We start from the raw sequence: 24,674 nt of genomic DNA, 5'->3' as shown, positions 1-24,674 counted from the left end.
AGCAGGAAGAACCTGAAAGAATTTAAAAGCTTAAAAGAGCCGGATTTGATAGTAGAAATTAGAGGTAATAAAAGGTTGTGAGGTTGAAAAATCTCCTAAAACTGTATCTCATTTTCAACTTCGTCTTGCACTAGTAGAGAGGATGAGTTTTATGAATGAGAAGGAAAAGATGATAAATGGTGAAATGTATTTAGCGTGGGATCCACAATTGATTGAGGAGAGAGTTAATGCAAGGCGTTTAACTCGTGAGTATAATTTGACGCTTGAAACAGAAAGTAGTAAACGAGAAAATTTAATAAAGCAATTATTTGGTTCGACTGGTGATAGTATATATATTGAACCGACATTTCGTTGTGATTACGGATACAATATTCACGTCGGTGAAAATTTTTACGCAAACTTTGATTGTGTCATTTTGGATGTATGCCCTGTTCATATTGGAGTAAATTGCTTTATGGCACCTGGTGTCCACATTTATACTGCGACACATCCACTTGATCCAGTTGAAAGAGCTAGTGGAGCAGAATTTGGTAAACCAGTTACGATTGGTGATAATGTTTGGATTGGCGGAAGAGCCATTATTAATCCAGGAGTAAAAATTGGTCAAAATGTAGTTGTTGCATCTGGGGCCGTTGTAACAAAAGATGTTCCAGACAATGTAGTCGTTGGAGGAAATCCAGCGAGAATTATAAAGGAAATTAAGTAAGAGTAATTGCGAAAAAGTCCTTTTTAGAAAAGCACACAGCGCGATGAAAATTTTCCGATGCTGGAAATGGAGGGCTATATGTTAAATCTATTTATCATTTGTATAATACTAGGTTTTCTTTTGTTAGTTTATATGTTTATAGAAGCTCACTTAAATATAGTAAGAAAACATGAATTTTCTTTTTCAAATACTCCTCTTGAAAAGCCAATTAGACTATTTTTTATTTCTGATATTCATAGAAGGAAAGTTCATTCTTCTATTATAGAGCAAATGACAAATCAAGTTGATCTTGTCATTATTGGCGGAGATTTAGTTGAAAAAGGTGTGCCACTTAAACGTCTTGAACAAAATATTCAGAGGCTAAGTAGTCTTGGTAAGGTTTATTTTGTTTGGGGAAATAATGATATTGAAATAGAAAAAAAGGACATAGAGAAAATTTTTAATAAATGGAATGTAGTCGTATTAAAAAATGCAGCTGATATGATAAGTCATCAACAAAATGAGTGGGCAATAATTGGAGTAGATGATTTGAAGACAGGGCATGTTGACATTGATCTTGCCTTTCAAGGTGTTGAGCAAGATACATTTAAGCTTTTAGTGAGTCATAATCCGAGAATTTTGAAGTCACTAACTGAAGAACATGGAGTATCACTTGTTTTAAGTGGTCATACACATGGTGGGCAAATTAGAATTTTTGGATATGGTCCCTACGAGAAAGGTAAAACACGTAAATATAATGGAATGACTCAAATAATAAGTAATGGATATGGAACGACGAAACTACCACTTAGATTAGGTGCACGTCCTGAAACACATTATATTGAGATTAAGAGTAACTAGAATTGTTTTAGTAAAAAAGGAGACACTTAGTCTCTTTTTTTTTGTAGATTTTTTTCTTAATTTTTTTTAATTTTGACTGTTTTTATTAGTGTTTTATTAAGAAAAAATTAGTAGTTAAATTTAGTTTGATTAAAAAATTATAATGAAGCTTGATCGAAAATGCAAGGATTTATTTTTTTGGATTAAAAAGTAGAAAATTCCCCCTAATGATTATTATCTAAAAATAAAGCTCTATAAGTAGTATTAGTTAATCTTTAGTGAAAATTCGGATGCTAAATTGATTATTTTTAGAGTTGAATTGTTTAAATTCCCCCAATTTACGATGTCGATTGCTAGCGCTAAAATGAAAAAAAGAAAGAAAATTGTCAAAAAATTATAAAAATTGGGGGAGAACAATTTGAGTAAAAGGAAATTCAAAACAAATTTAGCGAAAACGTCAATCAGTGCACTTGTTGTTACATCGCTGATTCCGTTTAATGTTTTCGCTGCTGCACCTAACATCGCGACAAATCAAACGACCACACAAAAAACGGTAATGGGCTCTGTTGCACAAAAAACAACTACGCCTAACTTAACGGCTGATCAAATCGACGCGTTAAAGAAAATATCAACAAATAGTGAAGTAAAGATTTCACCAAAAATTGACACGACGACAAGTAATCCAGTGCGTGTCATTGTCGAATTTAAACAAGCACCAGCAAAAATAAGTGTTCTACAAAAAGCAGTAGAAGGTGAAACAACTACATTAAGCGCAGAAAATAGCGCAGTTAGTGCTTCACATGCATCATTCAAGTCATTTGTGAATGGGTTAAACAAAAATAATAATGAAAGTAAAGCTAATGCAGTGTCTGCATTAACTATTACACAAAATGAAGCATCTACTGAAACATCTGGCAATGATGGCGACGCAACGGCTCAAATTACGCGTGAATATACACATGCATTAAATGGAGTAGCAATGACCCTACCAGGTAATTTAGTTGAGAAGTTATTAGATTCTGATGTAGTAGCTCGTGTGCTAAACGATAATATTGTTAAGCTTGACCCAAGTGAGCTAAAGGCTTCGGCAAAAAGTGAACAAAGTGTTAGCGATCTACCAGAAAATTATATTCCATTACCTGGAATTGATGACTTGCATAAAGATGGCACGACTGGAAAAGGAATAAATGTTGGGGTTATTGATACAGGGATAGATTATAATCACCCAGATTTAACCGATGTATACAAAGGTTACCGTGCAAAAGCCGGTGAAGATGCAAGCAAAATCGACCCATCAACGGTTAAAGGTTGGGATTTCGTTGACAACGATGCTGATCCAATGGAAACAACAGTTGATGATTGGGTAAAAGCTGGCAAACCAGAAGGTGATGGTGGAGAGCCATACTACACATTCCACGGTACACACGTTTCAGGTACGATTGCTGCTCAATCGAAAAATAATGTAGATTTCCCAGCTCAAGGGGTTGCGCCAGGCGTAAACTTGTATAACTATCGTGTGCTTGGTCCATACGGTACAGGTTACGATGATGGAATTATTGGTGGAATTGACAAAGCCGTTCAAGATGGTATGAAAGTAATTAACTTATCTCTTGGAGCACCTGTAAATGATCCATTATCAGCTGAAGCAGTGGCAATCAATAATGCAACTCTTGCAGGTGTTACATGTGTAATTTCAGCAGGGAACTCTGGTCCAGGTGAAGGAACACTTGGTACTCCGGGTGCTTCAGCGCTTGCGATTACGGTTGGAGCAAGTGACTTCCCAGTAAGTATTCCGACTGCATCAGCAAAAGTAGGTAATGAAACATTTACTAATTTCAAGTTACTAGGAAAAGGATATGGCGATCGTATAACAGATCTTGAGAATAAAACGTACCAAATCGTGGATGTTGGTTTAGCGCAAGCAGCTGATTTTAAAGATGCAAATGGTAATCCAATCGACTTATCTGGAAAAGTTGCACTAATAGCACGTGGTACAAACGCATTAGCCGAAAAAATTACGAATGCAGCGAAAGCAGGCGCGGTAGCAGCTATTATGAGTAACAATATTGATGGGGATATCGATAATTATTTAGCAAGTGATGATGGGTTTATCCCAACATTCCGTATGACAAAAGCTGATGGTGAACGTTTACGAACTGTATCAGGCACAAATACGATCACTTTTTCAAATATTAGTTCAACGAATACAGAGGGCAATCACTTAGCGAGCTTCAGTTCTAGAGGTCCAGTCGCTTCGACATATGATATTAAACCAGATGTTGTTGCACCAGGTGTATCGGTTTATTCAACATATCCATATTTCGTCCATAGCCCAGATAAAGTAGATTATAGTAACGCATATGCTCGTATTTCAGGTACATCGATGGCATCTCCACATGTGACAGGTATTGCGGCACTAATTTTACAAGCTCATCCAGATTACACACCAGCTGACGTAAAAGCAGCGTTAACGAATACTGCTGGAAATCTAGACGGTAATTATTCTGTATACGAACAAGGTGCGGGTTTAGTCAATGTAGTTAAAGCAGTAAAAGGTGACGTGAGCTTTAAAGCGCAAGACACAACTGCAAACCTTGATAGTAGCGGTAATAGTGTAACTTTGAATTACGAAAAAGGCTCATTAACCTTTGGTGCAGTTTATAAAAAAGATGGTGCGGTCAATACAAGTAATCGAACAGTGAAAGTAAAAAATCGTGGAAACACTGACAAAACATATGATATATCTGCAACTTTCATTAAACCAAATGCATCAGTAAGTGATGCAAATAAAAACGGTATTACTGTGACAACAAGCACTCCATCACTTACAGTAAAAGCAGGTGAAACAACGGACTTTACAGCAACTGTAAACATGCCTGATAGTGCGGAGTATGGTCGATACGAAGGGTATTTGAATATTGTGAATCATAATGATCCAACTGAAACGTATCGTATGCCACTTGCTGTTCGTACGGTGGAAAAAGGATTCAGCAACTTGATGATGGACGACAATGCTGCCACGACTAGAAAGCCAGTCATCCCTTCATTTTTTAACCTTGGTAGTGCAAGGAATATCGGCTTCATATTAAACAGCCCGATGAAATACGTGTGGGCAGTAATATATGACAAAAACGGCAACGCACTTGGAGCTACGGCACCATCGCCGATTAGTGCAAGTACAGCGCCAACGGATGCGTTTTTATCGCTTCCTTTTGACGCAGGTATTTACTATCCATTTATCGGCGATCCGTCGAAAGAATTGACAAACCAGTTCACCAAAGCAGCCTTACCAGAAGGGCAGTACACGATTAAATTCCGTGCCACTGATACGACAAATATGTATGCTAAAACGTATGAGAAGTCGATGCCATTTGTAGTGGACAACCAATTGCCGAAATTGACCTATAAAGACCATGCTCCAGGCATTTACGAGCTAAATGATTCAGATTATACGGATGAAAAACAGGAGGGCAATACTTATCATGCTTTCTGGGTTCATGCCAACCTATATGATGAAGGAACCGCACAGTTGGCTCCCTTAGGCATCACCCAATCGAATAACTCGTTGTTCTATTACTATAATCGCATTGACGATCCAGAAGGAGTATTCCCGACCGATTCAAATGGTGAAACAAAATTCGGGATTGAAAAATCGGACATTGAAAATGGCCCAGCAATCGTCACTCTCTTCCCTAATGATGTAGCAGGAAATGCGGAAATTGTTAATGATTTCCATCAGTATGTATTTGTTAAACAAGGCACGCCGTATATGGTGCCGACGTATGACAAACAAAAAGTGACCCTGAATGATACGGTCACAATGACTTTGAATCTTCACAATGTACAGCAAATGATGTCAGGGGCATATAATGCATCGTACTTCAACGATGTGTACGATTTGCAAGGGGTGACGGTAGCGCCAGAATTCCAAAAATGGGCAAATGATCATGGCGTGAAGGTCAATGTGGATACGCCGGTTAAAACGCCTGACCCTCTTTATGCAAGCAAAACCATGATTAATGTAGGCGCACATTTAAGCGGCGGAGAAGACTTTAAAGGATTCAGCGGCGATAAGATGCCATTCCTGAACGTAACATTAAAAGTGAAGAACGATGACCCGCAATCGCCGGCAGGGATTATATATGGGAATATGGTGGAGGATGATGTAAAGACCGACTTCAGCATGATGCAATATGGTCAAACGCAGCCGACCAACATTGCAGCGTTTGGTCGGGTCAACAGCTTCCAAGTTCTACCAACGCATAATTCAATCCAATCGTTTGTTAGACTTCAAGCGTTTAATAACAACTTTACTATCGACTATAGCACACTAAATGCAAAAGCATATGCACTACTTTCGGATGGTTCTAAGTACCCAGGAACAATTGATCCGAAAGGGTATGTAAATATATTAGGCATTCCGCTTTCAAACGACCCATTTAAAGTGATTATCGAAGCACCGGGGCACTTAAAGAGCGTTCAGACCATCACAATGACGGCGCAGACTCCATGGGGCGACAATGTAGGTCAGTTTAGCGGCTATATCGGAGCTACATCTAAGCAACCGAACGGTCTAGCAGGAGATATAAACGGAGACGGCGTGATTGACGTTCTTGACGTAAAAGCCGTCGCAAAGAAATACAGCGTGAAAAAAGCAGTTCCCGCTTTCAATCCGGAAGACTTGAACCAAGACGGCGTGGTGGATATCACAGATATGAACTATCTTGTCGGGAACCTGTACAAAACCAATTTCGATGCGACGATCACACCAAAAGAAATGGTAGATGGAAAATACGCTACTGATTACTTTAACGTACTTGGTATCGCATCAGGTGTAAACACATTCAAAAATGTGGATAGCAGTGCACACAAAGCAACGTTCACATGGGACCCAGCAGTGGATGCAACAGCGATCAAAATCCAAACGAGTGTGAATAACGGTTCTTCATGGCAAACAGCTACTGTTGATGGGCCATTAAATGTAACAGATGGAAAAGCAACGATTACAGGTTTAGCAGAAAATACGACATACCAAGTACGTGTAGCGATCACAGGCGGTTTAAATGCAAGTGTATCGAACGCAGTAACGATCACAACAAATACGGTACCAACTCCAAACGCACCATTTGTGAAAGGCTTAGGTAATGGGGATACAACAATTTCTGGAAAAGCAGACCCTAATGTTACAGTTACAGTGAAAGCGGGAGACACTGTTTTAGCAAGTGGTAAAGCAAATGCAGCTGGCGATTTCAGCTTAAGCATCGCTAAGCAATCAGTAGGAACAGTATTAAGTATTACAGCAACGAATGATGACAATAAAGTTAGCTCAGTAACTTCAATTACAGTGAGTGACAACGTGGCACCAGATGCACCGGTTGTTGACAATGTAGGCGATAGCAGTAAGACAGTTACAGGTAAAGCTGAAGCAGGTTCAACTGTAGTTGTACGAAACAATGATGGTGTACTTGGAAGTGCAAAAGCGGATACAAATGGAAACTACTCAGTTACGATCGCACCGCAAAAAGCAGGTACAACACTTTATGTAAGTTCAACGGACGAGGCAGGAAATGCTAGCAAGGATGTAACAGTTTCTGTTACTGACACGACAGCGCCTACTGCACCGGTTGTGAATGCTGTTACCGACCATGATACGCAAATTTCTGGAACAGTAGAAGGCTATGGTACGGTTACTGTGAAAGCAGATGGAAAAGTCATTGGTACTGAAGACGCAAACAAAGCAGGCAAGTTCTATATTGGAATTACCCCACTTGCTGGAGGCACTGAATTAGCAGTAACTGTGTCTGACGCAGCAGGAAACGTGAGCGCAGCAACAACTGTTAAGGTTCTAGATAAAACGGCTCCAAATGCACCAACAATTAACCCAATTGCTGATAACGAGTCAGTAATCACAGGTAAAGCAGAAGCAAATGCAACAGTTTCAGTAAAAAATGGTAATACAGAAATTGGAACTGGAAAAGCAGATTCAAACGGAGTGTATGAAATTCAAATCGGTAAACAAACAGCAGGCACATCATTAACAGTAACTGCTAAAGATTCAGCAGGAAATGAAAGTGCAGCTTCTACTACAACAGTATTAGACAAAACAGCACCAAATTCTATTATCATTAATCCTATTGGTGATAATGAAACAGTACTAGCTGGAAAAACAGAGGCAAATGCAACTATTACAGTAAAAAATGGTAATAGCGAAATTGGATCTGGAAAAGCAGATTCAAACGGATTATTTGAAATTCAAGTAGGTAAACAAACAGCAGGCACAACTCTAACAGTAACTGCTAAAGATTCAGATGGAAATGTGAGTGAAGATGCTAATACAACAGTATTAGACAAAACAGCTCCTGCTACACTTGTTATTCATTCATTCAGTGATAATGATACGGAAATAACAGGTAGTACAGAAGCAGGCGCTACAGTTATCGTAAAAAATGGAGATAAAGTAATTGGAACAGGTAGAGCATATTCAAACGGCTATTTTGTAGTTCAAGTAGGAAAACAAGCAGTAGGAACAATCCTTTCAGTAACTGCAAAAGATCAAGCAGGAAATGAAAGTAATGTTTTCGATGTTGTAGTACTGGACAAAACAGCACCTACAGTACCAGTGGTAAATGCAATTAGTGATAAAGATGCGACATTAACTGGTAAAGCAGAAGCAAATGCAACAATCACTGTAAAAGTTGGTAACAATGTAATCGGTTCAGGAAAAGCAGATTCAAACGGCTCTTACCAAATCCAAGTAGGTAAGCTAAAAGCAGGAACAGCTTTAACTGTAACAGCTACTGACGGATCTGGAAACGTAAGTGGGGCTTCTAATACAACAGTATTAGACAGAACAGCACCTACAGCACCAGTTATTAATGCTATTGATGACAACGATGTAGTTTTAACTGGTAAAGCAGAAGCAAACGATACAATTACAATCAAGAATGGTACGAAAGTAATTGGAACAGGAAAAGTAGCTTCAAATGGAACATATAAAATTTCACTAAGTAAGCAAAAAGCAGGAACAGTTCTTTATGTAACAGCTAAAGATGCAGCTGGAAATGAAAGTATTGCATCGAAAACAACAGTATTAGACCGCACAGCACCAAATAAACCAGAGATTACAAGTGTATCTGTAAGTTCGAAAACAGGTATTCAAGTAAACGGTAAAGCAGAAGCAAATGCGAAAATTGTTATTTCAATCGGCACGAAGGTTGTAGCGAATGTAAATGCATCAAGCAATGGTACATTTGCTGCGAAACTACCAAAACAAAAAGCTGGTAAAGTAACAATTACGATTTATGCAGTTGATAAAGCTGGTAATAAGAGCGGGACAGTATCACGTCAAGTTACTGTAAAGTGAGACAATCTCAAAAAGGGGGATTTTGAATAACCCCCCTTTTAAAATAAAGTTATTCTTACTTTATTTTGGGATAGAATTAAACCAACATACTAAAAATAGTAAAGACTACCTCGACAAAATAGAGGTAGTCTTCACTATTTTTTATATTAAATGTGTATTGATGGTAGGGAATACCTTGAATTCAATATTGAAGTGTGTACTTTATTTTAGAAATACCTCATAAAGCGGAGGGACTTTCACAGGACTGCTATCTCTGTTACAAAAAAAGATGCTGCATGAAATGTGAGTTTGCAACGGAAACATTTGATTTTTACAAATAGAATTAAAATGGAGAGCCCTACTAATTTAGATGGGGCTCTCTTTTTGTAGATACAAAAAACGTAGACTTAGGCTTCGATGAGCTTACAACATGGATTTATATGTCAAAAGACAGCAATGGTTAATCTACTCATAAGAGTTTATAACATCTTTTTTATATCCTTAACTCAAATTTCGACATCTCCATGACTGACAAATTATTAAATTATCAAATTATGATTTGAAATGATGTAAATATTTGGTTTATTAAGAAAAATAATAAAAATTTAGAAAAATCTGATGAATTCCCCCAAATTTAATACAATTAGCCTTTTTCTAGGTAAATATAGTAGTTATACTTTGTTTTTACTTTTAAATTACTGAATATTTTTTGAAAATTAATAGTTTTTAGATTAAATTCATTGTAAAAAGATTAAAAAATGGTGAGATTCCCCCAATTTACTATGTCGATTGCTAGCGCTAGAATAAAAAAAAGAAAGAAAATTGTCAAAAAATTTTAAAAATGGGGGAGAAAAGAGTGAGTAAAAGAAACTTCAAAAAAAATATAGCGAAAACGACAATCAGTGCACTAGTTGCAACATCGCTAGTTCCATTTAATGTATTCGCAGCAGCACCAAACACGTCGACAGACCAAACGACCACACACAAAACGGTTGCAGGATCATTCGCAAGTGATGCAAGTGCGGCAAACTTAACAAAAGAACAAAGAGAGATATTAAACCAACTAAAAACAACAAGTGGCGAAACGATTTCACCGAATATCGATACAACCACAAGTAAGCCGGTTCGTGTCATTGTTGAGTTTAAACAAGCACCGGCAAAAATAAGTGTGTTGCAAAAAGCAGTTGAAGGTGAATCAACAACGCTTAGCGCCGAAAATAGCGCGGTGAAAGAATCACACACAGCATTCAAAACGTTTGTAAACGGATTAAACAAAAGCGTGCAACCTGCGGGTGTTTCAGCACTTACCACAACAGGTACAAGCGAAAGCGCAGCGGACGTTACAATCACCCGCGAATACACGCACGCGTTAAACGGTGTTGCGATGACGTTACCAGGGAATATGGTAGAGACATTATTCAAATCAGGTGTGGTAAACCGCATCTTAAATGACGACATCGTCAAGCTTGATCCATCTGAAACGAAGATCAGTACGAATGAAGCGTCACCTAGCGATTATCCGGAGAACTACATTCCATTACCAGGAATCGATGGATTACGAAAAGACGGGATCACTGGGCAAGGCATCAACGTTGGGGTTATTGATACGGGCGTTGATTACAACCACCCAGATTTAACAACGGTTTACAAAGGCTACCGTGCAAAACAAGGGGAAGACGCAAGTAAAGTCGATCCAACTAGTGTGAAAGGATGGGACTTTGTCGATAACGATGCGGATCCAATGGAAACAACGATTGACGATTGGAAAACAGCTGGCGAACCTGATGGCACGTACGAGCATTACATCACGTATCACGGAACACACGTATCGGGAACGATCGCCGCACAAAGTAAAGCAAGTGTGGAATTCCCAGCCCAAGGTGTCGCACCTGGAGTGAATTTATACGATTACCGTGTACTTGGTCCGTATGGTCATGGCTACACAGAAGCGATCATCGGTGGGATTGACAAAGCAGTCGCTGACGGCATGAAAGTGATCAACATGTCACTTGGCGCAGCGAACAACGATCCATTATCAGCAGAAGCCATCGCGGTCAATAATGCGACATTAGCTGGTGTTACGTGTGTTATTTCAGCCGGTAACAGTGGACCAAGCGAGGGTACGCTTGGAACACCAGGGGCATCCGCACTTGCGATTACGGTTGGAGCGAGTGATTTCGCGATGAGCATTCCAACGGCATCAGCGAAGGTTGGGAACGCATCATTCACAAACTTTAAGTTACTTGGGAAAGGCTACGCTGGTCAAGTGTCGGACTTAGCGAACAAAACATACGAATTCGTGGATGTTGGGTTAGCACAAGCGGATGATTTTAAAGACGGTAGTGGAAATCCGATCGATTTAACAGGGAAAGTCGCTCTGATCTCACGTGGAACAAACAATTTAAATGATAAAATCATGAATAGCAAAAAAGCAGGTGCAGTGGCTGCGATCATGACAAACAACATTGACGGAGACATTGACAATTACTTAGGAACGGATGAAAGCTTTATCACAACCTTCCGCATGACAAAAGCAGACGGCGAACGTCTTCGCGCTGACGGTAGTCACAGTATTACGTTTACAAGCACAGGGGCGACGGTATCGGAAGGCAATCACTTAGCGAGTTTCAGTTCGAGAGGTCCGGTTGCAACAACATACGACATCAAACCAGATATCGTGGCACCAGGGGTTTCCGTGTACTCAACGTATCCGTATTTCGTTCATTCACCAGGGAAAGTCGATTATACGAACGCGTACGCACGTATTTCTGGTACATCGATGGCGTCACCGCACGTGGCTGGGATCGCGGCACTGATTCTACAAGCGCACCCAGATTACAAACCAGCAGATGTGAAAGCAGCTCTGACGAATAGTGCAGGGAAATTAAACGGCAACTATTCCGTGTATGAACAAGGTGCCGGTCTTGTCGACGTCGCAAAAGCGGTGAAAAACGATGTGTCGTTCAAAGTCCAAGACACAACGGAATCAGCACCAAATAGTGGTGTGAACTTAGACTATGAAAAAGGGTCATTAACATTCGGTTCGATTTACCGAAAAGAAGCTGGGACAAGTAACAGTGGGAACCGTACGGTGAAAGTCACGAATCGTGGAAACAAAACGAAAACGTTTGACATCACGGCGGAATACAACAAGCCAAATGATAGCGTGAATAACGCGGTTTCAAACGGTGTGACGGTCACAGCAAATGGACCAGTTACGGTCGAAGGTGGCAAAACGGCGAACTTCACCGCGACGGTAAACATCCCTGCATCAGCAGCGTACGGTCGTTATGAAGGGTATGTGATCATTACCAACCACGATGACCCGACGGAAACGTACCGAATCCCATTTGCGGTTCGTAGCGTAGAAAAAGGAATTGGTCGATTTGGCATGGATCTTCCGGCGACACGAACAAATAATCCGATTATTTACTCTGATTTCAATGGAACAGCGGCAAGAGCTATCAAGTTCCGTTTCAATAGTCCGATGAAATATGCGTGGGTTGTGGTTTACGATAAAGCTGGGAATCCACTTGGATCACCGATGCTATCGCCATTGAGTATCAGTGGGTATGCACCGGACAAGGATATTTTCACAACGCTTGATTTCTCAACGTTCTATCCATTTATTGGGGATCCGAAAAAGGAGTTAACGAGTCAGTTTACGAAAACGAAATTACCAGAAGGGGAGTATACCCTAAAATTACGTGCAACGGACACGGATAACTTGTATGCAAAAACATACGAAATGTCTCAAAACTTTATCATCGACAATACGTTACCAATCCTAACGTACAAAGACCATGCACCAGGCGTGTATGAATTAGAAGACAAAGATTTCACAGACGAAAAAATGAACGGGGATACGTACCATGCGTTTTGGGTACACACGAATCTAAGTGACGAAGGAACAGCAAAATTAGCCGAATTTGGGGCAACTCAAGCGGATAACTACTTATGGTATTATCACAATGATTTGTTCTTCCCAGAAGGTGATTTCCCAATTGAAGCGAACGGGGATGCAAAATTTGGTATTGAGAAATCCGACATCGAAAAAGGGCCACAAACGATTACGTTGTTCCCAATGGATGTTGCACACAACGCCGAATTATTGAATGATTTCCATCAGTACGGATTCGTCAAAAAAGGCACACCGTATATGGTGCCAAGTTACGATAAGCAAAAAGCGACGTTAAATGACACGGTGACGATGACGTTAAGCTTAAACAACGTCAAAGACATGCTGGCTGGAACCTATGAAGCAGCTTACTATCATGACTACTTTGACTTACAAGGCGTAACCGTAAACCCAGCGTTCAAAAAATGGGCAGACGAGCATGGTGTGACAGTGAATGTCGATCCTGTCGTTAAAACAGTCGACATAGACTACCCAACGCACGTATCTGATATCAACGTGGGGGCTCATTTAAGTGGCGGAGCAGATTTCAAAGGATTCTCTGGTAACTCTCCATTTTTAAACGTCTCATTCAAAGTAAAAGATGACAACTGGGACATCTTAGCAGCAAGATTCACGCATGATGATGATACGACGAAGTTTAGACTGACGCAGTATGGTCAAGAAAATCCAACAGAAATCACAGCGTTTAGCCGATTGAATGGCTTCCAATTACTACCGACCCATAATTCTGTGCAAACATATGTGAAATTAGCAGGATTACAAAACAACTTCTCAGTGAAGCTGGATAGTGTGGGCGCAAAAGGATACGCACAAATGGCTGATGGTAGCATTTACCCAGGTGTCATTGACGAAAAAGGATACATTGATATTAAAGGGATGCCAGTTTCAAAGGATCCGTTCAAAGTAATCGTCGAAGGACCAGGACACTTAAAAAGCATCCAAAGTGTAACACTTGGCAAAACATCCCCTTGGGGAGATTTACTTGGCGAATTCAAATTTGTTGCAGGACAACAAACGTATGCAGCAGCGGGTGATATAAACGGAGACGGCGTGATTGACGTCTTAGACGTAAAAGCAGTCGCGAAGAAATATAGCGTGAAAAAAACAGCACCTTACAATGTAGAAGATTTAAACAAAGATGGCATTGTCGATAGCCAAGACATGAATTACTTAGTGAACAATTTATACAAAGCAAATCCAGATAACACAATCTCACCAAAAGAGATGGTGGATGGAAAATATGCAACAGATTACTTTAACGCGCTTGGAATCGTAACGAGTATCAATACGTTTAAAGTAGTTGACAGTGGTTCACACAAAGCAACGTTTACATGGAATCCAGCTGTTGATGCAACGGCGATTAAAATCCAAGTGAACAATGGTTCTGGTTGGACAACTGCAACAACAGAAACACCTTTAGCAGTGAACGATGGAAAAGCAACAGTAACAGGCTTATCTGAAAACACAGCATACCAATTCCGTGTATCGATGACAGGTGGCTTAAATCCTGGTTCATCAAACGCGGTTAGTTTGACAACGAGCACGGTTCCAACACCTAACGCACCAGTCGTAAAGGGCTTAGGCAACGGAGACAGTAAGATCACGGGTAAAGCTGATCCAAACGTAAATATTACAGTGAAAGCTGGAGAAACAATAGTAGCAAGTGGTAAAGCAAATGAGGCTGGTGATTTTAGCCTAAGCATCGCTAAGCAAACAGTTGGAACAGTATTAAGTATTACAGCAAAGAATGATGATAACAAAGTCAGCCCAGTTACATCAATTACAGTGAGTGACAACGTGGCACCAGATGAGCCAGTTGTTGACAAAGTGGGCGATAGCAGTAAGACTGTTACAGGTAAAGCTGAAGCAGGCTCAACTGTAGTTGTACGAAACAATGATGGCGTACTTGGAAGTGCAAAAGCGGATGCTAATGGAAACTACTCAGTTACGATCACTCCGCAAAAAGCAGGTACAACTCTTTATGTAAGTTCAACAGACACAGCAGGAAACGCAAGCAAGGATGTAACAGTTTCTGTTACTGACACGACTGCGCCTACTGCACCGGTTGTGAATACTGTTACCGACCATGATACGCAAATTGCTGGAACAGTAGAAGGCTATGGTACGGTTACTGTGAAAGCAGATGGAAAAGTAATCGGTACTGAAGACGCGAACAAAGCAGGCAAGTTCTATATTGGAATTAGCCCACTTGCTGGAGGCACTGAATTAACAGTAACTGTGTCTGACGCGGCAGGAAACGTGAGCGCGCCAACAACTGTTAAGGTTTTAGATAAAACGGCTCCAAGTGCACCAATTATTAACCCTATTGCTGATAATGAGTCAGTAATTACAGGTAAAACAGAAGCAAACGCGACAGTTACCGTAAAAAATGGTAATACGGAAATTGGAACTGGAAATGCAGACTCAAATGGAGTTTATGCAATTCAAATAGGGAAACAAACAGCAGGAACAATTCTAACAGTAACTGCTAAAGATCCATCAGGTAATGAAAGTGCAGCTAGTAATACAACAGTATTAGACAAAACAGCGCCAAATACAATTGTCATTAATCCTATTGGAGATAATGAAACAGTCCTAACAGGAAAAACAGAAGCAAATGCAACAGTTACAGTAAAAAATGGTAATAGCGAAATCGGATCTGGAAAAGCAGATTCAAACGGATTATTTGAAATTGAAGTAGGTAAACAAACAGCAGGAACAATTCTAACAGTAACTGCTAAAGATTCAGCTGGAAATGTGAGTGAAGAGTCTACTACAACAGTAATAGACAAAACAGCTCCTGCTACCTTAGTTATTCATTCATTCAGTGATAATGATACGGAATTAACAGGTAGTACAGAAGCAGGCGCAACAGTTATCGTAAAAAATGGAAATAAAGTAATTGGAACAGGTAAAGCATATTCAAACGGCTATTTTGTAGTTCAAGTTGGAAAACAAGCAGTAGGCACAGTTCTTTCAGTAACTGCAAAAGATCAGGCTGGAAATGAAAGTAATGTTTTCGATGTAGTAGTTTTAGACAAAACAGCACCTGCAGTACCTGTAGTAAATGCAATTAGTGACAAAGATGCTACATTAACTGGTAAAGCAGAAGCAAATGCAACAATCACTGTAAAAGTTGGTAACAATGTAATCGGATCAGGAAAAGCAGATTCAAACGGATCTTATCAAATCCAAGTAGGTAAGCTCAAAGCAGGAACAACTTTAACTGTAACAGCTACTGACCAATCTGGTAACGTAAGTGGGGCTTCTAATACTACAGTACTGGACAAAACAGCACCTACTGCTCCAGTTATTAATGCTATTGATGATAACGATTTAGTTATTACTGGTAAAGCAGAAGTAAACGCAACAATTACGATCAAGAATGGTACAAAAGTGATTGGAACTGGTAAAGCAGATTCAAACGGAACATATAAAATTGCACTTAGCAAGCAAACTGCAGGAACAGTTCTAACTGTGACAGCTAAAGATGCAGCTGGAAACGAAAGTACTGCTTCTAAAACAACGGTTTTAGACAAAACAGCACCAAGCGTACCAGCAATTACAAGTGTATCTGTAAGCTCTAAAACAGGTATCCAAGTAAACGGTAAAGCAGAAGCAAATGCGAAAATTGTAATTTCAATCGGCACTAAAGTTGTAGCGAATGTAAATGCATCAAGTAATGGTACATTTGCAGCGAAGTTACCAAAACAAAATGCTGGTAAATTAACAATTACGATTTATGCAGTTGATAAAGCAGGAAATAAGAGCGGTACAGTATCACGTCAGGTTACTGTAAAGTAAAATACTTTAAAAAGTGGGGTGTTGAAAAGGAATAGCCCCTCTTTTTATCAAATCAATATTATAAAAATAGTGAAGGATTCTTCGATAAAATTGAAGATGCCTTCGCTATTTTTTTATGTTAAAATTGCAAATCAATTGAAGACTCTTTTATGTGGAGATAGCAAGATAACAAAAACAGCTAGATAGAAAACCTAATTTGCTAAAAGAAGTTCCCTTTATAAAAAAGGTATTTTGTTACTTTATGGCGAATTGTTAGTATGTGTATTTTTTCTTTGGGGGTTCAAAAAATGAAAAAAGTTTTAGTATTAGGTGGTACGAGATTTTTCGGAAAACGACTTGTTCATAAGTTAATCGAAAAAGGTTATGATGTTTCAATCGCGACAAGGGGACTTACGGAAGATAGCTTCGGTGATCAAGTTAATCGATTTGTCATCGACCGACGAAATCCTGAGACTTTAACAAGTTTAAGTAATCATAATTGGGATCTTGTTTATGATAATATTTGTTATACTCCGATTGAAGCGAAAGAAATTATTAAACTACTAACAAATCATGTTAAAAAATATATTTTTACTTCTTCATTAGCAGTCTATGATACTGGCTTAAATCATGTGGAAAGTGACTTTGATCCTTTTAATTATCCAGTTGTTTATAACAAAGATAATGAATATTCTTATGCGGAAGGGAAACGCCTTTGTGAAGCTGTTTTATTTCAGGAAGCAAGTTTTCCAGTGTTTGCAGCTAGATTTCCAATCGTATTAGGACCGGATGATTATACTAAGAGATTGCTTTTCCACGTTAATAAAATATCTAATAATGAAGAAATGATAATTTCTGATTTAAACAAAGAGATGACCTTTATCGATTCTGATGAAACCGCTGAGTTTTTACTATGGTTAGGCGAAAACGAATCGATTAAAAGTGGTCCTTTTAATGCGAGCTCTAATGGTAGTATTACATTTAAAGAGATTGTAAATATATGTGAAAAGGAAACTGGAAAAAAGGCTATTATCAGCTCTAAAGGTCCGAGTGAACATCAGTCGCCATTCGATGCATATAGTGATCAGTCTTTGAGTAACGAGAAAGCTAGAAAAGAAGGTTTTCAATTTTTAGAAGTACATGATTGGATGGAGAAATTAATCCGACAGTATAGTTCAATTTAAAAAGTTCACAATATGTTCAAAGAATAAAATTCCGAATTTCTGGAATTTCCAGGTTTTCGGAATTTTATTGAAGTGAAATTCCGAAATCTCGGAAAAACTCTATTTAAAATAGTTAGAAAATTATAAATTACCCTAATATTAATAGTATTATAAAATAAATAGTTGTAGTGTACACAAAGTCCTAAAATTCTGATGTTCAGACTGATTGAAAACGTTTGTCTTTCGAGGCGCGAAGTCTGATGAGGAGCGGAGTTACCCTAAACGGTAATGAGCACCGCAGGCAGACGAAGAAACGAAGAAAGCGAGCGATTGTCAACAGTCTGAATAAATTTCAATAATAACTTGGCACACTATTTGCTTGTATAAAAGCAGAAGTACAATCTGTTAAAAAAAGCAAAATGCAGTAAATAGTGGATTTCAAACTACTTAAAAGTTTGGATGAAAGCGTTATCAAAATTACCAATTCGTAAAGATAACAAGGAGGTTATTATGGAAATCATCATTATTTTATTAGCATTAGGACTTTTAATGTTTGTAGCTTATCGTGGGTTTTCTGTTATTTTATTTGCCCCAATTTGTGCTTTATTTGCAGTACTTTTAACTGAGCCAAGTTATGTTTTACCATTCTTTAGTAATATTTTTATGGAAAAAATGGTTGGTTTTATAAAGCTATATTTCCCTGTATTTTTACTTGGAGCAATCTTTGGCAAAATCGTTGAAATGTCTGGAATTGCTGAATCAATTGCAAAAACAATTATTCAATTAGTTGGAGCAAAAAGAGCAATTTTAGCGATTGTATTAATGGGTGCAATTTTAACATATAGTGGAGTAAGCTTGTTTGTTGTCGTATTTGCAATTTATCCATTTGCTGCAAACTTATTCCGTGAAGGCAATATTCCGAAGCGATTGATTCCTGGAACAATTGCCCTTGGTGCATTTACGTTTACAATGGATGCATTGCCTGGTACACCGCAAATTCAAAATGTTATCCCGACTACATTTTTTAAAACGGATATTTATGCGGCACCATTTTTAGGAATTCTAGCTGCTGTTTTTGTACTTGCAGTCGGTCTTTGGTACTTAGAATCAAGACGTAGGAAAGCAGAAAAGGCTGGGGAAGGTTATTTAGGATTTAATGGAGAATTAGCTGCTGCACAAGAAACTCAAACAGAAGTTCCTTCATTAAATACAAATACTCCTATACCAGTTTTAAAACAAATTTTAGCGTTCGTTCCACTATTATTAGTTGGATTTTCAAATAAATTTTTTGTTGTTTCATTCCCAAAATGGTATCCAAATGGATTTGATTTTAAATCAATTGGTTTAGAAGCTTTTGGGGTTGTTGATATTACTGCAGTTGTTGGTATTTGGTCAGTAGAATGTGCCCTCGTTATTGGGATCCTTTCAGCGATGATTTATGGCTACAAAAATATTCGAACAAATTTAAAATCAGGCATTAATATAAGCATTGGCGGAGCACTACTTGCGTCGATGAATACTGGTGCTGAGTATGGTTTTGGTGGAGTAATTTCTGCATTGCCAGGTTTTGGATTAGTCAGTAAAGGAATTTCTCATACATTCACAGATCCATTAGTAAATGGAGCTGTGACGACTACAACATTAGCAGGTATTACAGGTTCTGCATCAGGTGGTATGGGTATTGCACTCAGTGCAATGTCTGAAAAGTATATAGAGGCAATCAATAAATATAATATTCCGCCAGAAGTTATGCATCGTGTTATTTCGATGGCATCAGGTGGGATGGATACTTTGCCTCATAATGGTGCAGTTATTACATTATTGGCTGTAACTGGTTTAACACATCGCCAGTCATATAAAGATATTTTTGCAATAACAATCATTAAAACAGTTGCAGTATTCTTAATCATTGCAGTATTTAAACTTACAGGACTTGTTTAAGAATGTTAAACTACTAATCTTACTTTTGAAGGGAGCAAAATAATGGGCAAGAATAAGGTAATTACTTCAGTTGAAGAGGTTGTTTCACAAATTCATGATGGGGCTACGATTATTGTCGGTGGCTTTGGTCTTTGCGGTATTCCTGAAAAAATGATTCTAGCATTACGAGATAAAGGGACAAAGGATTTAACAATCGTAAGTAACAACTGTGGAGTTGACGATTGGGGACTTGGATTATTACTAGCAAATAAACAAATTAAAAAAATGGTTTCATCATATGTTGGAGAAAATAAAATTTTTGAAAAGCAGTTCTTAAGCGGAGAACTTGAAGTAGAACTAGTTCCTCAAGGTACTTTAGCTGAGCGTATTCGTGCAGGCGGCGCTGGAATCCCAGGATTCTACACAGCTACAGGTGTAGGAACTCCAATTGCAGAAGGAAAAGAACATAAAGTATTTAACGGAAGAACTTATTTATTAGAAGAGGGAATCGTAGGTGACTTTGCATTTGTTAAAGCTTGGAAAGCTGATAAGCAAGGGAATCTAATTTTTAGAAAAACTGCTCGTAACTTTAATCCACTTGCAGCGATGGCTGGGAAAATTACAATTGCCGAAGTTGAAGAAGTAGTAGAAGTTGGAGAACTTGACGCTGATGCGATTCATACACCGAGCATTTATGTACAACATGTTTTCCACGGCGAAACATACGAAAAACGCATTGAACGTAGAATGACTACAGGAGTATAGGAGGCTAATAACATGAAAGATATTCGTCAATTAATTATTCAAACTGCGGTTAAGGAAATTCAAGATGGCATGTATGTAAACCTTGGAATTGGACTTCCTACTTTGTTAGCAAACTATCTTCCAGAAGGTATTGAAGTAATGCTACAGTCTGAAAATGGTTTACTAGGAATTGGACCATATCCAACAGAAGCTGAAATAGATGCTGATTTAATCAATGCAGGAAAAGAAACAGTAACTGCTGCTAAAGGAGCTTCTTATTTTGATAGTGCTGAATCTTTTGCAATGATTAGAGGAGGTCATATCGATTTAGCTATTTTAGGTGGTATGGAAGTCTCTGAAACTGGTGATCTTGCAAACTGGATGATCCCAGGGAAAATGGTAAAAGGTATGGGCGGTGCGATGGACTTAGTAAATGGTGCAAAGAAAATCGTCGTTGTGATGGAACATGCAAACAAATATGGCGAAAGTAAAGTGAAAAAAGCTTGTACTTTACCTCTAACTGGAAAAAGCGTAGTTCATAGACTAATTACTGAATTAGCAGTTTTTGATTTTACAGATAAAGGCATGGTTTTAGTAGAGTGCGTAGGAGAAGCAACGATTCAAGAAATTACTGAAAAAACTGAAGCTACATTCACAATTAGTCCGAAATTATTAAATAATGTGAACTAGTCTGTTAAAGGAGGCAAACAAATGCAGCAAATGCTTTCTGAGAAGGTTGCACTAATAACTGGTGCTGGTAGTGGAATTGGTTTTGAAATTGCTAAAACCTTTGCAGAGCAAGGAGCAACAGTTGTTTTAACCGACTTAAACGAAGGGAATGTTCAAAAGTCAGCTTCTTCACTACGAGAATTAGGGTTTAATGCGATCGGTTATGCGTGTGATGTTACAAATGAAGAACAAGTAGTTGACACGATTCATAAAGTAATCGATCAATTTGGTGAATTACATATTTTAATAAACAATGCAGGTTTACAATACGTTTCATCAATTGAAGATTTTCCTACAGAAAAATTTGAATTACTTGTTAAGGTCATGTTAACAGCACCATTTATCAGCATCAAACATGTATTTCCGATCATGAAAAAGCAAAAGTATGGCCGAATTATTAATATGGCTTCGATTAATGGATTAATAGGATTTGCTGGTAAAGCAGCCTATAATTCAGCGAAGCATGGAGTAATTGGTTTAACAAAGGTGGCTGCATTAGAAGGCGCTTGTGATGGGATTACAGTTAATGCAATCTGTCCAGGTTATGTTGATACACCACTAGTCCAAAACCAATTAGCTGACTTAGCAAATTCAAGGAATGTACCACTTGAAAGTGTAATTGAAGAAGTAATATATCCATTAGTACCTCAAAAAAGATTACTTTCAGTAAAAGAAATCGCAAACTATGCAGTATTTCTTGCTAGTGAATACACTGGCGGGGTCACAGGTCAAGCAAATGTAATAGATGCAGGATATACAGTGCAGTAGGGCACAAAAAAGGTAGGAAGAGCAGGGACGTGTTCCTGCTTTTCGCTTTACCTGTATCCTACTTTTAAAGTGAGGTATCGTATGAATAGTATGTTAGAAAGACTTCCGTTTGAATGGATACAAGAGATTATTAATCTAGCAACTGAATGGATTGTCGTAGTTAATCGTGATGGCAGAATTTTATATATGAATGAATCGTATTGTGAGTTTGTTGGACGTTCTGCAGATGAAGTGATTGGAATGGCGGTCCATGAAGTGATTGAAAACTCAAGAATGCATATTGTAGCTAAAACTGGTCAAGCAGAGGTTGCTGAAATACATCCAATAAAAAACACAGAGATGGTAGCAAATCGATATCCGCTTTATGTAGGTGACGAATTAGTAGGCGCAGTTGGAACAGTTATGTTTAGGAATGCACAAGAGTGGGTTGAGTATTCTAAAAAAGTAGAACCAATAGTAGAGGAATTAAATTATTATAAAAAGAAATTTGAAAAAGAGTTAAGTAGTAAATACAACTTCAATCAATTAATTGGTGAAACTCCTGATTTCAACGCTGCAAAAAATTTGGCAGGGCAAGTATCTGCAAGTTCATCAGCAATTTTACTTTTTGGAGAATCAGGTACAGGTAAAGAATTATTTGCACATGCAATTCACGATGCAAGTCCAAGAAGGAATTTTCCATTTGTACGAGTAAACTGTGCTTCAATTCCAGAGCATTTACTAGAATCAGAGCTCTTTGGTTATGAAGAAGGTGCATTTACAGGTGCAAAAAGAGGTGGGAAAAAAGGGAAATTTGAGATAGCAAACCGAGGAACGATTTTTCTAGACGAGATTGGTGATATGTCATTGCATATGCAAAGTAAATTACTTAGAGTACTTCAAGAAAGAGAAATAGAAAGAGTTGGTGGAAGTTCTCCAATCTCCATTGATGTACGAGTGATTGCTGCTACTCATCGAGATCTTGAAAAGATGGTCGTTTTAAAGGAATTTCGTCAGGATTTGTATTACCGCTTAAATGTAATTAAAATCGATATCCCTCCACTTAGATTACGGATAAATGATTTACCTCTCATTGCAAATTCATTAATAAAAAAACTCGAAAGGAAATTTCATAGAAATGGTATTCAAATTTCAAATGAAGTTTTTCAAATTCTTAAGTCACATCACTGGCCAGGAAATATTCGAGAACTAGAAAATGTACTTGAGAGATGCATAAATGTCCTAAATGGTAAAGTGATTACACCAAAGCAATTACCTCTTTATTTATACGATAATCCGATCAATCAAAAAAAACCATTTGCTGTAGAAAAAAATACATCCCAATTCATTCATCAAAATTCCATAAAATCGCTAAAAGAAATGATTGAAGAGACCGAAAAGGACGCTATTAAGAGAGCGCTAGTTGAATCTCAAGGTAATAAGATTGAAGCTGCGAAATTATTAGAAATAAGCAAGTCAACTTTTTATGAAAAATGTAAAGCTTATAACATTAAAAATTAATTCGTTAAGGTGGTTTAGTTCAAAAGGATAAAATAAAAGGGGGAAATAAAATGCGTGAGAATGTTGTAATCGTTAGCGCTGTTAGAACTGCAATTGGAAATTTTAGTGGTACATTGAAAGATGTAAGTGCAGTCGAACTAGGTGCTAAAGTGATTAAAGAAGCGATTTATAGAGCGGGTATACAAGAGAGTCAGGTTGATGAAGTAATCATGGGAAATGTCCTACAGGCTGGTTTAGGCCAAAATCCAGCAAGGCAGGCAGCTTTAAAGGCGGGATTACCAAATACTGTCTCTGCAATGACAATAAATAAGGTTTGTGGTTCAGGTTTAAAATCAGTCCATTTGGCGACTCAAGCGATTTTAGCAGGAGATGCAGATATTATCGTTGCTGGTGGAATGGAGAACATGAGTCAAGCTCCTTATCTACTTAAAGGTGCAAGAGATGGCTATAGAATGGGTAATCAAAAAGTTGTTGATAGTATGATTGCAGACGGACTTTGGTGTGCATTTAATGACTATCATATGGGAAACACAGCTGAAAACTTAGCGGTTCGCTATGAAGTTTCTAGAGAAAAGCAAGATGAGTTTTCGGTAAATAGTCAACAAAAAGCTGAAATGGCAATTAAGGCTGGGAAATTTGAAGATGAAATTGTTGCAATTGAAATACCACAACGAAAGAAGGATCCAATCATTTTTAAAGAAGATGAGTATCCTAAATTTGGTGCAACAGTAGAGAAAATTTCAACATTAAGACCGGCTTTTGATAAAAATGGAACAGTTACAGCGGCAAATGCTTCTGGAATAAATGATGGCGCAGCTGCTGTTATATTGATGAGCGAAAGTAAAGCAAGAGAACTTGGTATTAAACCGTTAGTAAAAATTAATGCGAATAGTAGTGCAGGCGTTGATCCTAGTATTATGGGAATTGGGGCAGCCTTTGCAGCTAAAAAAGCAATTGAAAAATCATCAATCGAATTAAGCGATATTGGCTTAATTGAAGCAAACGAAGCATTTGCAGTGCAATCGCTTTCTGTGTTGAAGGAATGCGGATTTGATGACACGATTGTCAATGTGAATGGTGGAGCGATTGCATTAGGTCATCCAATTGGTGCAAGTGGAACTAGAATACTAGTTACATTGATTCATGAGATGAAGAGAAGAGAAACACAATATGGTCTTGCAACACTATGCATTGGTGGCGGAGAAGGTGTTGCTACAATTATTGAAAATTGCTTCGAATAAATAAAAAGCGGTAGGGCAAAATTTGCTCCTACCGTTTTTA

The 24,674-nt window shown here is 38.3% G+C and carries 11 protein-coding genes; all 11 read left to right on the top strand.

The window, feature by feature from the left end; all coding sequences use genetic code 11:
• The first annotated feature begins 142 nt into the window (after positions 1 to 142).
• The 11 genes from maa to CN601_RS14665 all read left to right on the top strand — a co-directional run bounded on the left by maa (position 143) and on the right by CN601_RS14665 (position 24,634).
• Complete coding sequence (maa, locus tag CN601_RS14715; protein ID WP_373604978.1) at positions 143 to 706, top strand: maltose O-acetyltransferase; 564 nt, start codon at positions 143 to 145, stop codon at positions 704 to 706.
• Positions 707 to 784: 78 nt separating this feature from the next.
• Entirely contained in the window at positions 785 to 1,546 is a 762-nt protein-coding gene (locus CN601_RS14710; protein ID WP_179865562.1) for a metallophosphoesterase, read from the top strand.
• Between the two features lie 397 nt (positions 1,547 to 1,943).
• Positions 1,944 to 8,888, top strand: coding sequence for an Ig-like domain-containing protein (locus CN601_RS14705; RefSeq protein ID WP_098171449.1), 6,945 nt, complete (start codon positions 1,944 to 1,946; stop codon positions 8,886 to 8,888).
• Between the two features lie 835 nt (positions 8,889 to 9,723).
• A complete protein-coding gene (locus CN601_RS27885) occupies positions 9,724 to 16,590 on the top strand; it encodes an Ig-like domain-containing protein (protein WP_179865561.1) in 6,867 nt (2,288 codons plus the stop codon).
• 287 nt (positions 16,591 to 16,877) lie between these two features.
• Positions 16,878 to 17,753: an NAD-dependent epimerase/dehydratase family protein gene (locus CN601_RS14695; protein WP_098117151.1), complete on the top strand. Its 876-nt coding sequence runs from the start codon at positions 16,878 to 16,880 to the stop codon at positions 17,751 to 17,753.
• 489 nt (positions 17,754 to 18,242) lie between these two features.
• Complete coding sequence (locus CN601_RS14690; RefSeq protein WP_098171447.1) at positions 18,243 to 19,673, top strand: GntP family permease; 1,431 nt, start codon at positions 18,243 to 18,245, stop codon at positions 19,671 to 19,673.
• A gap of 42 nt (positions 19,674 to 19,715) precedes the next feature.
• A complete protein-coding gene (locus CN601_RS14685; protein ID WP_025568519.1) occupies positions 19,716 to 20,417 on the top strand; it encodes a CoA transferase subunit A in 702 nt (233 codons plus the stop codon).
• Positions 20,418 to 20,429: 12 nt separating this feature from the next.
• Complete coding sequence (locus CN601_RS14680) at positions 20,430 to 21,086, top strand: 3-oxoacid CoA-transferase subunit B (protein WP_098171446.1); 657 nt, start codon at positions 20,430 to 20,432, stop codon at positions 21,084 to 21,086.
• Between the two features lie 30 nt (positions 21,087 to 21,116).
• Entirely contained in the window at positions 21,117 to 21,893 is a 777-nt protein-coding gene (locus tag CN601_RS14675; RefSeq protein WP_098171582.1) for a 3-hydroxybutyrate dehydrogenase, read from the top strand.
• A gap of 81 nt (positions 21,894 to 21,974) precedes the next feature.
• Entirely contained in the window at positions 21,975 to 23,393 is a 1,419-nt protein-coding gene (locus tag CN601_RS14670) for a sigma-54 interaction domain-containing protein (protein ID WP_098171445.1), read from the top strand.
• 50 nt (positions 23,394 to 23,443) lie between these two features.
• On the top strand, positions 23,444 to 24,634 hold the full coding sequence (locus tag CN601_RS14665) for an acetyl-CoA C-acetyltransferase (RefSeq protein WP_098171444.1): 1,191 nt from the start codon (positions 23,444 to 23,446) through the stop codon (positions 24,632 to 24,634).
• Positions 24,635 to 24,674: the final 40 nt, after the last annotated feature.

The sequence above is a fragment of the Bacillus sp. AFS017336 genome, from assembly GCF_002555445.1.
Lineage (GTDB): Bacteria > Bacillota > Bacilli > Bacillales > Bacillaceae_G > Gottfriedia.
Note: the sequence above shows the minus strand (reverse complement) of the source record. Positions and strands in the feature narration are given on the sequence as shown.

Excerpts from the sequence above, each read along its gene's own strand:
- maa (WP_373604978.1), top strand. The coding sequence starts at position 143 with ATGAGTTTTATGAATGAGAAGGAAAAGATGATAAATGGTGAAATGTAT.
- CN601_RS14710 (WP_179865562.1), top strand. The coding sequence starts at position 785 with ATGTTAAATCTATTTATCATTTGTATAATACTAGGTTTTCTTTTGTTA.
- CN601_RS14695 (WP_098117151.1), top strand. The coding sequence starts at position 16,878 with ATGAAAAAAGTTTTAGTATTAGGTGGTACGAGATTTTTCGGAAAACGA.
- CN601_RS14690 (WP_098171447.1), top strand. The coding sequence starts at position 18,243 with ATGGAAATCATCATTATTTTATTAGCATTAGGACTTTTAATGTTTGTA.
- CN601_RS14685 (WP_025568519.1), top strand. The coding sequence starts at position 19,716 with ATGGGCAAGAATAAGGTAATTACTTCAGTTGAAGAGGTTGTTTCACAA.
- CN601_RS14680 (WP_098171446.1), top strand. The coding sequence starts at position 20,430 with ATGAAAGATATTCGTCAATTAATTATTCAAACTGCGGTTAAGGAAATT.
- CN601_RS14675 (WP_098171582.1), top strand. The coding sequence starts at position 21,117 with ATGCTTTCTGAGAAGGTTGCACTAATAACTGGTGCTGGTAGTGGAATT.
- CN601_RS14670 (WP_098171445.1), top strand. The coding sequence starts at position 21,975 with ATGAATAGTATGTTAGAAAGACTTCCGTTTGAATGGATACAAGAGATT.
- CN601_RS14665 (WP_098171444.1), top strand. The coding sequence starts at position 23,444 with ATGCGTGAGAATGTTGTAATCGTTAGCGCTGTTAGAACTGCAATTGGA.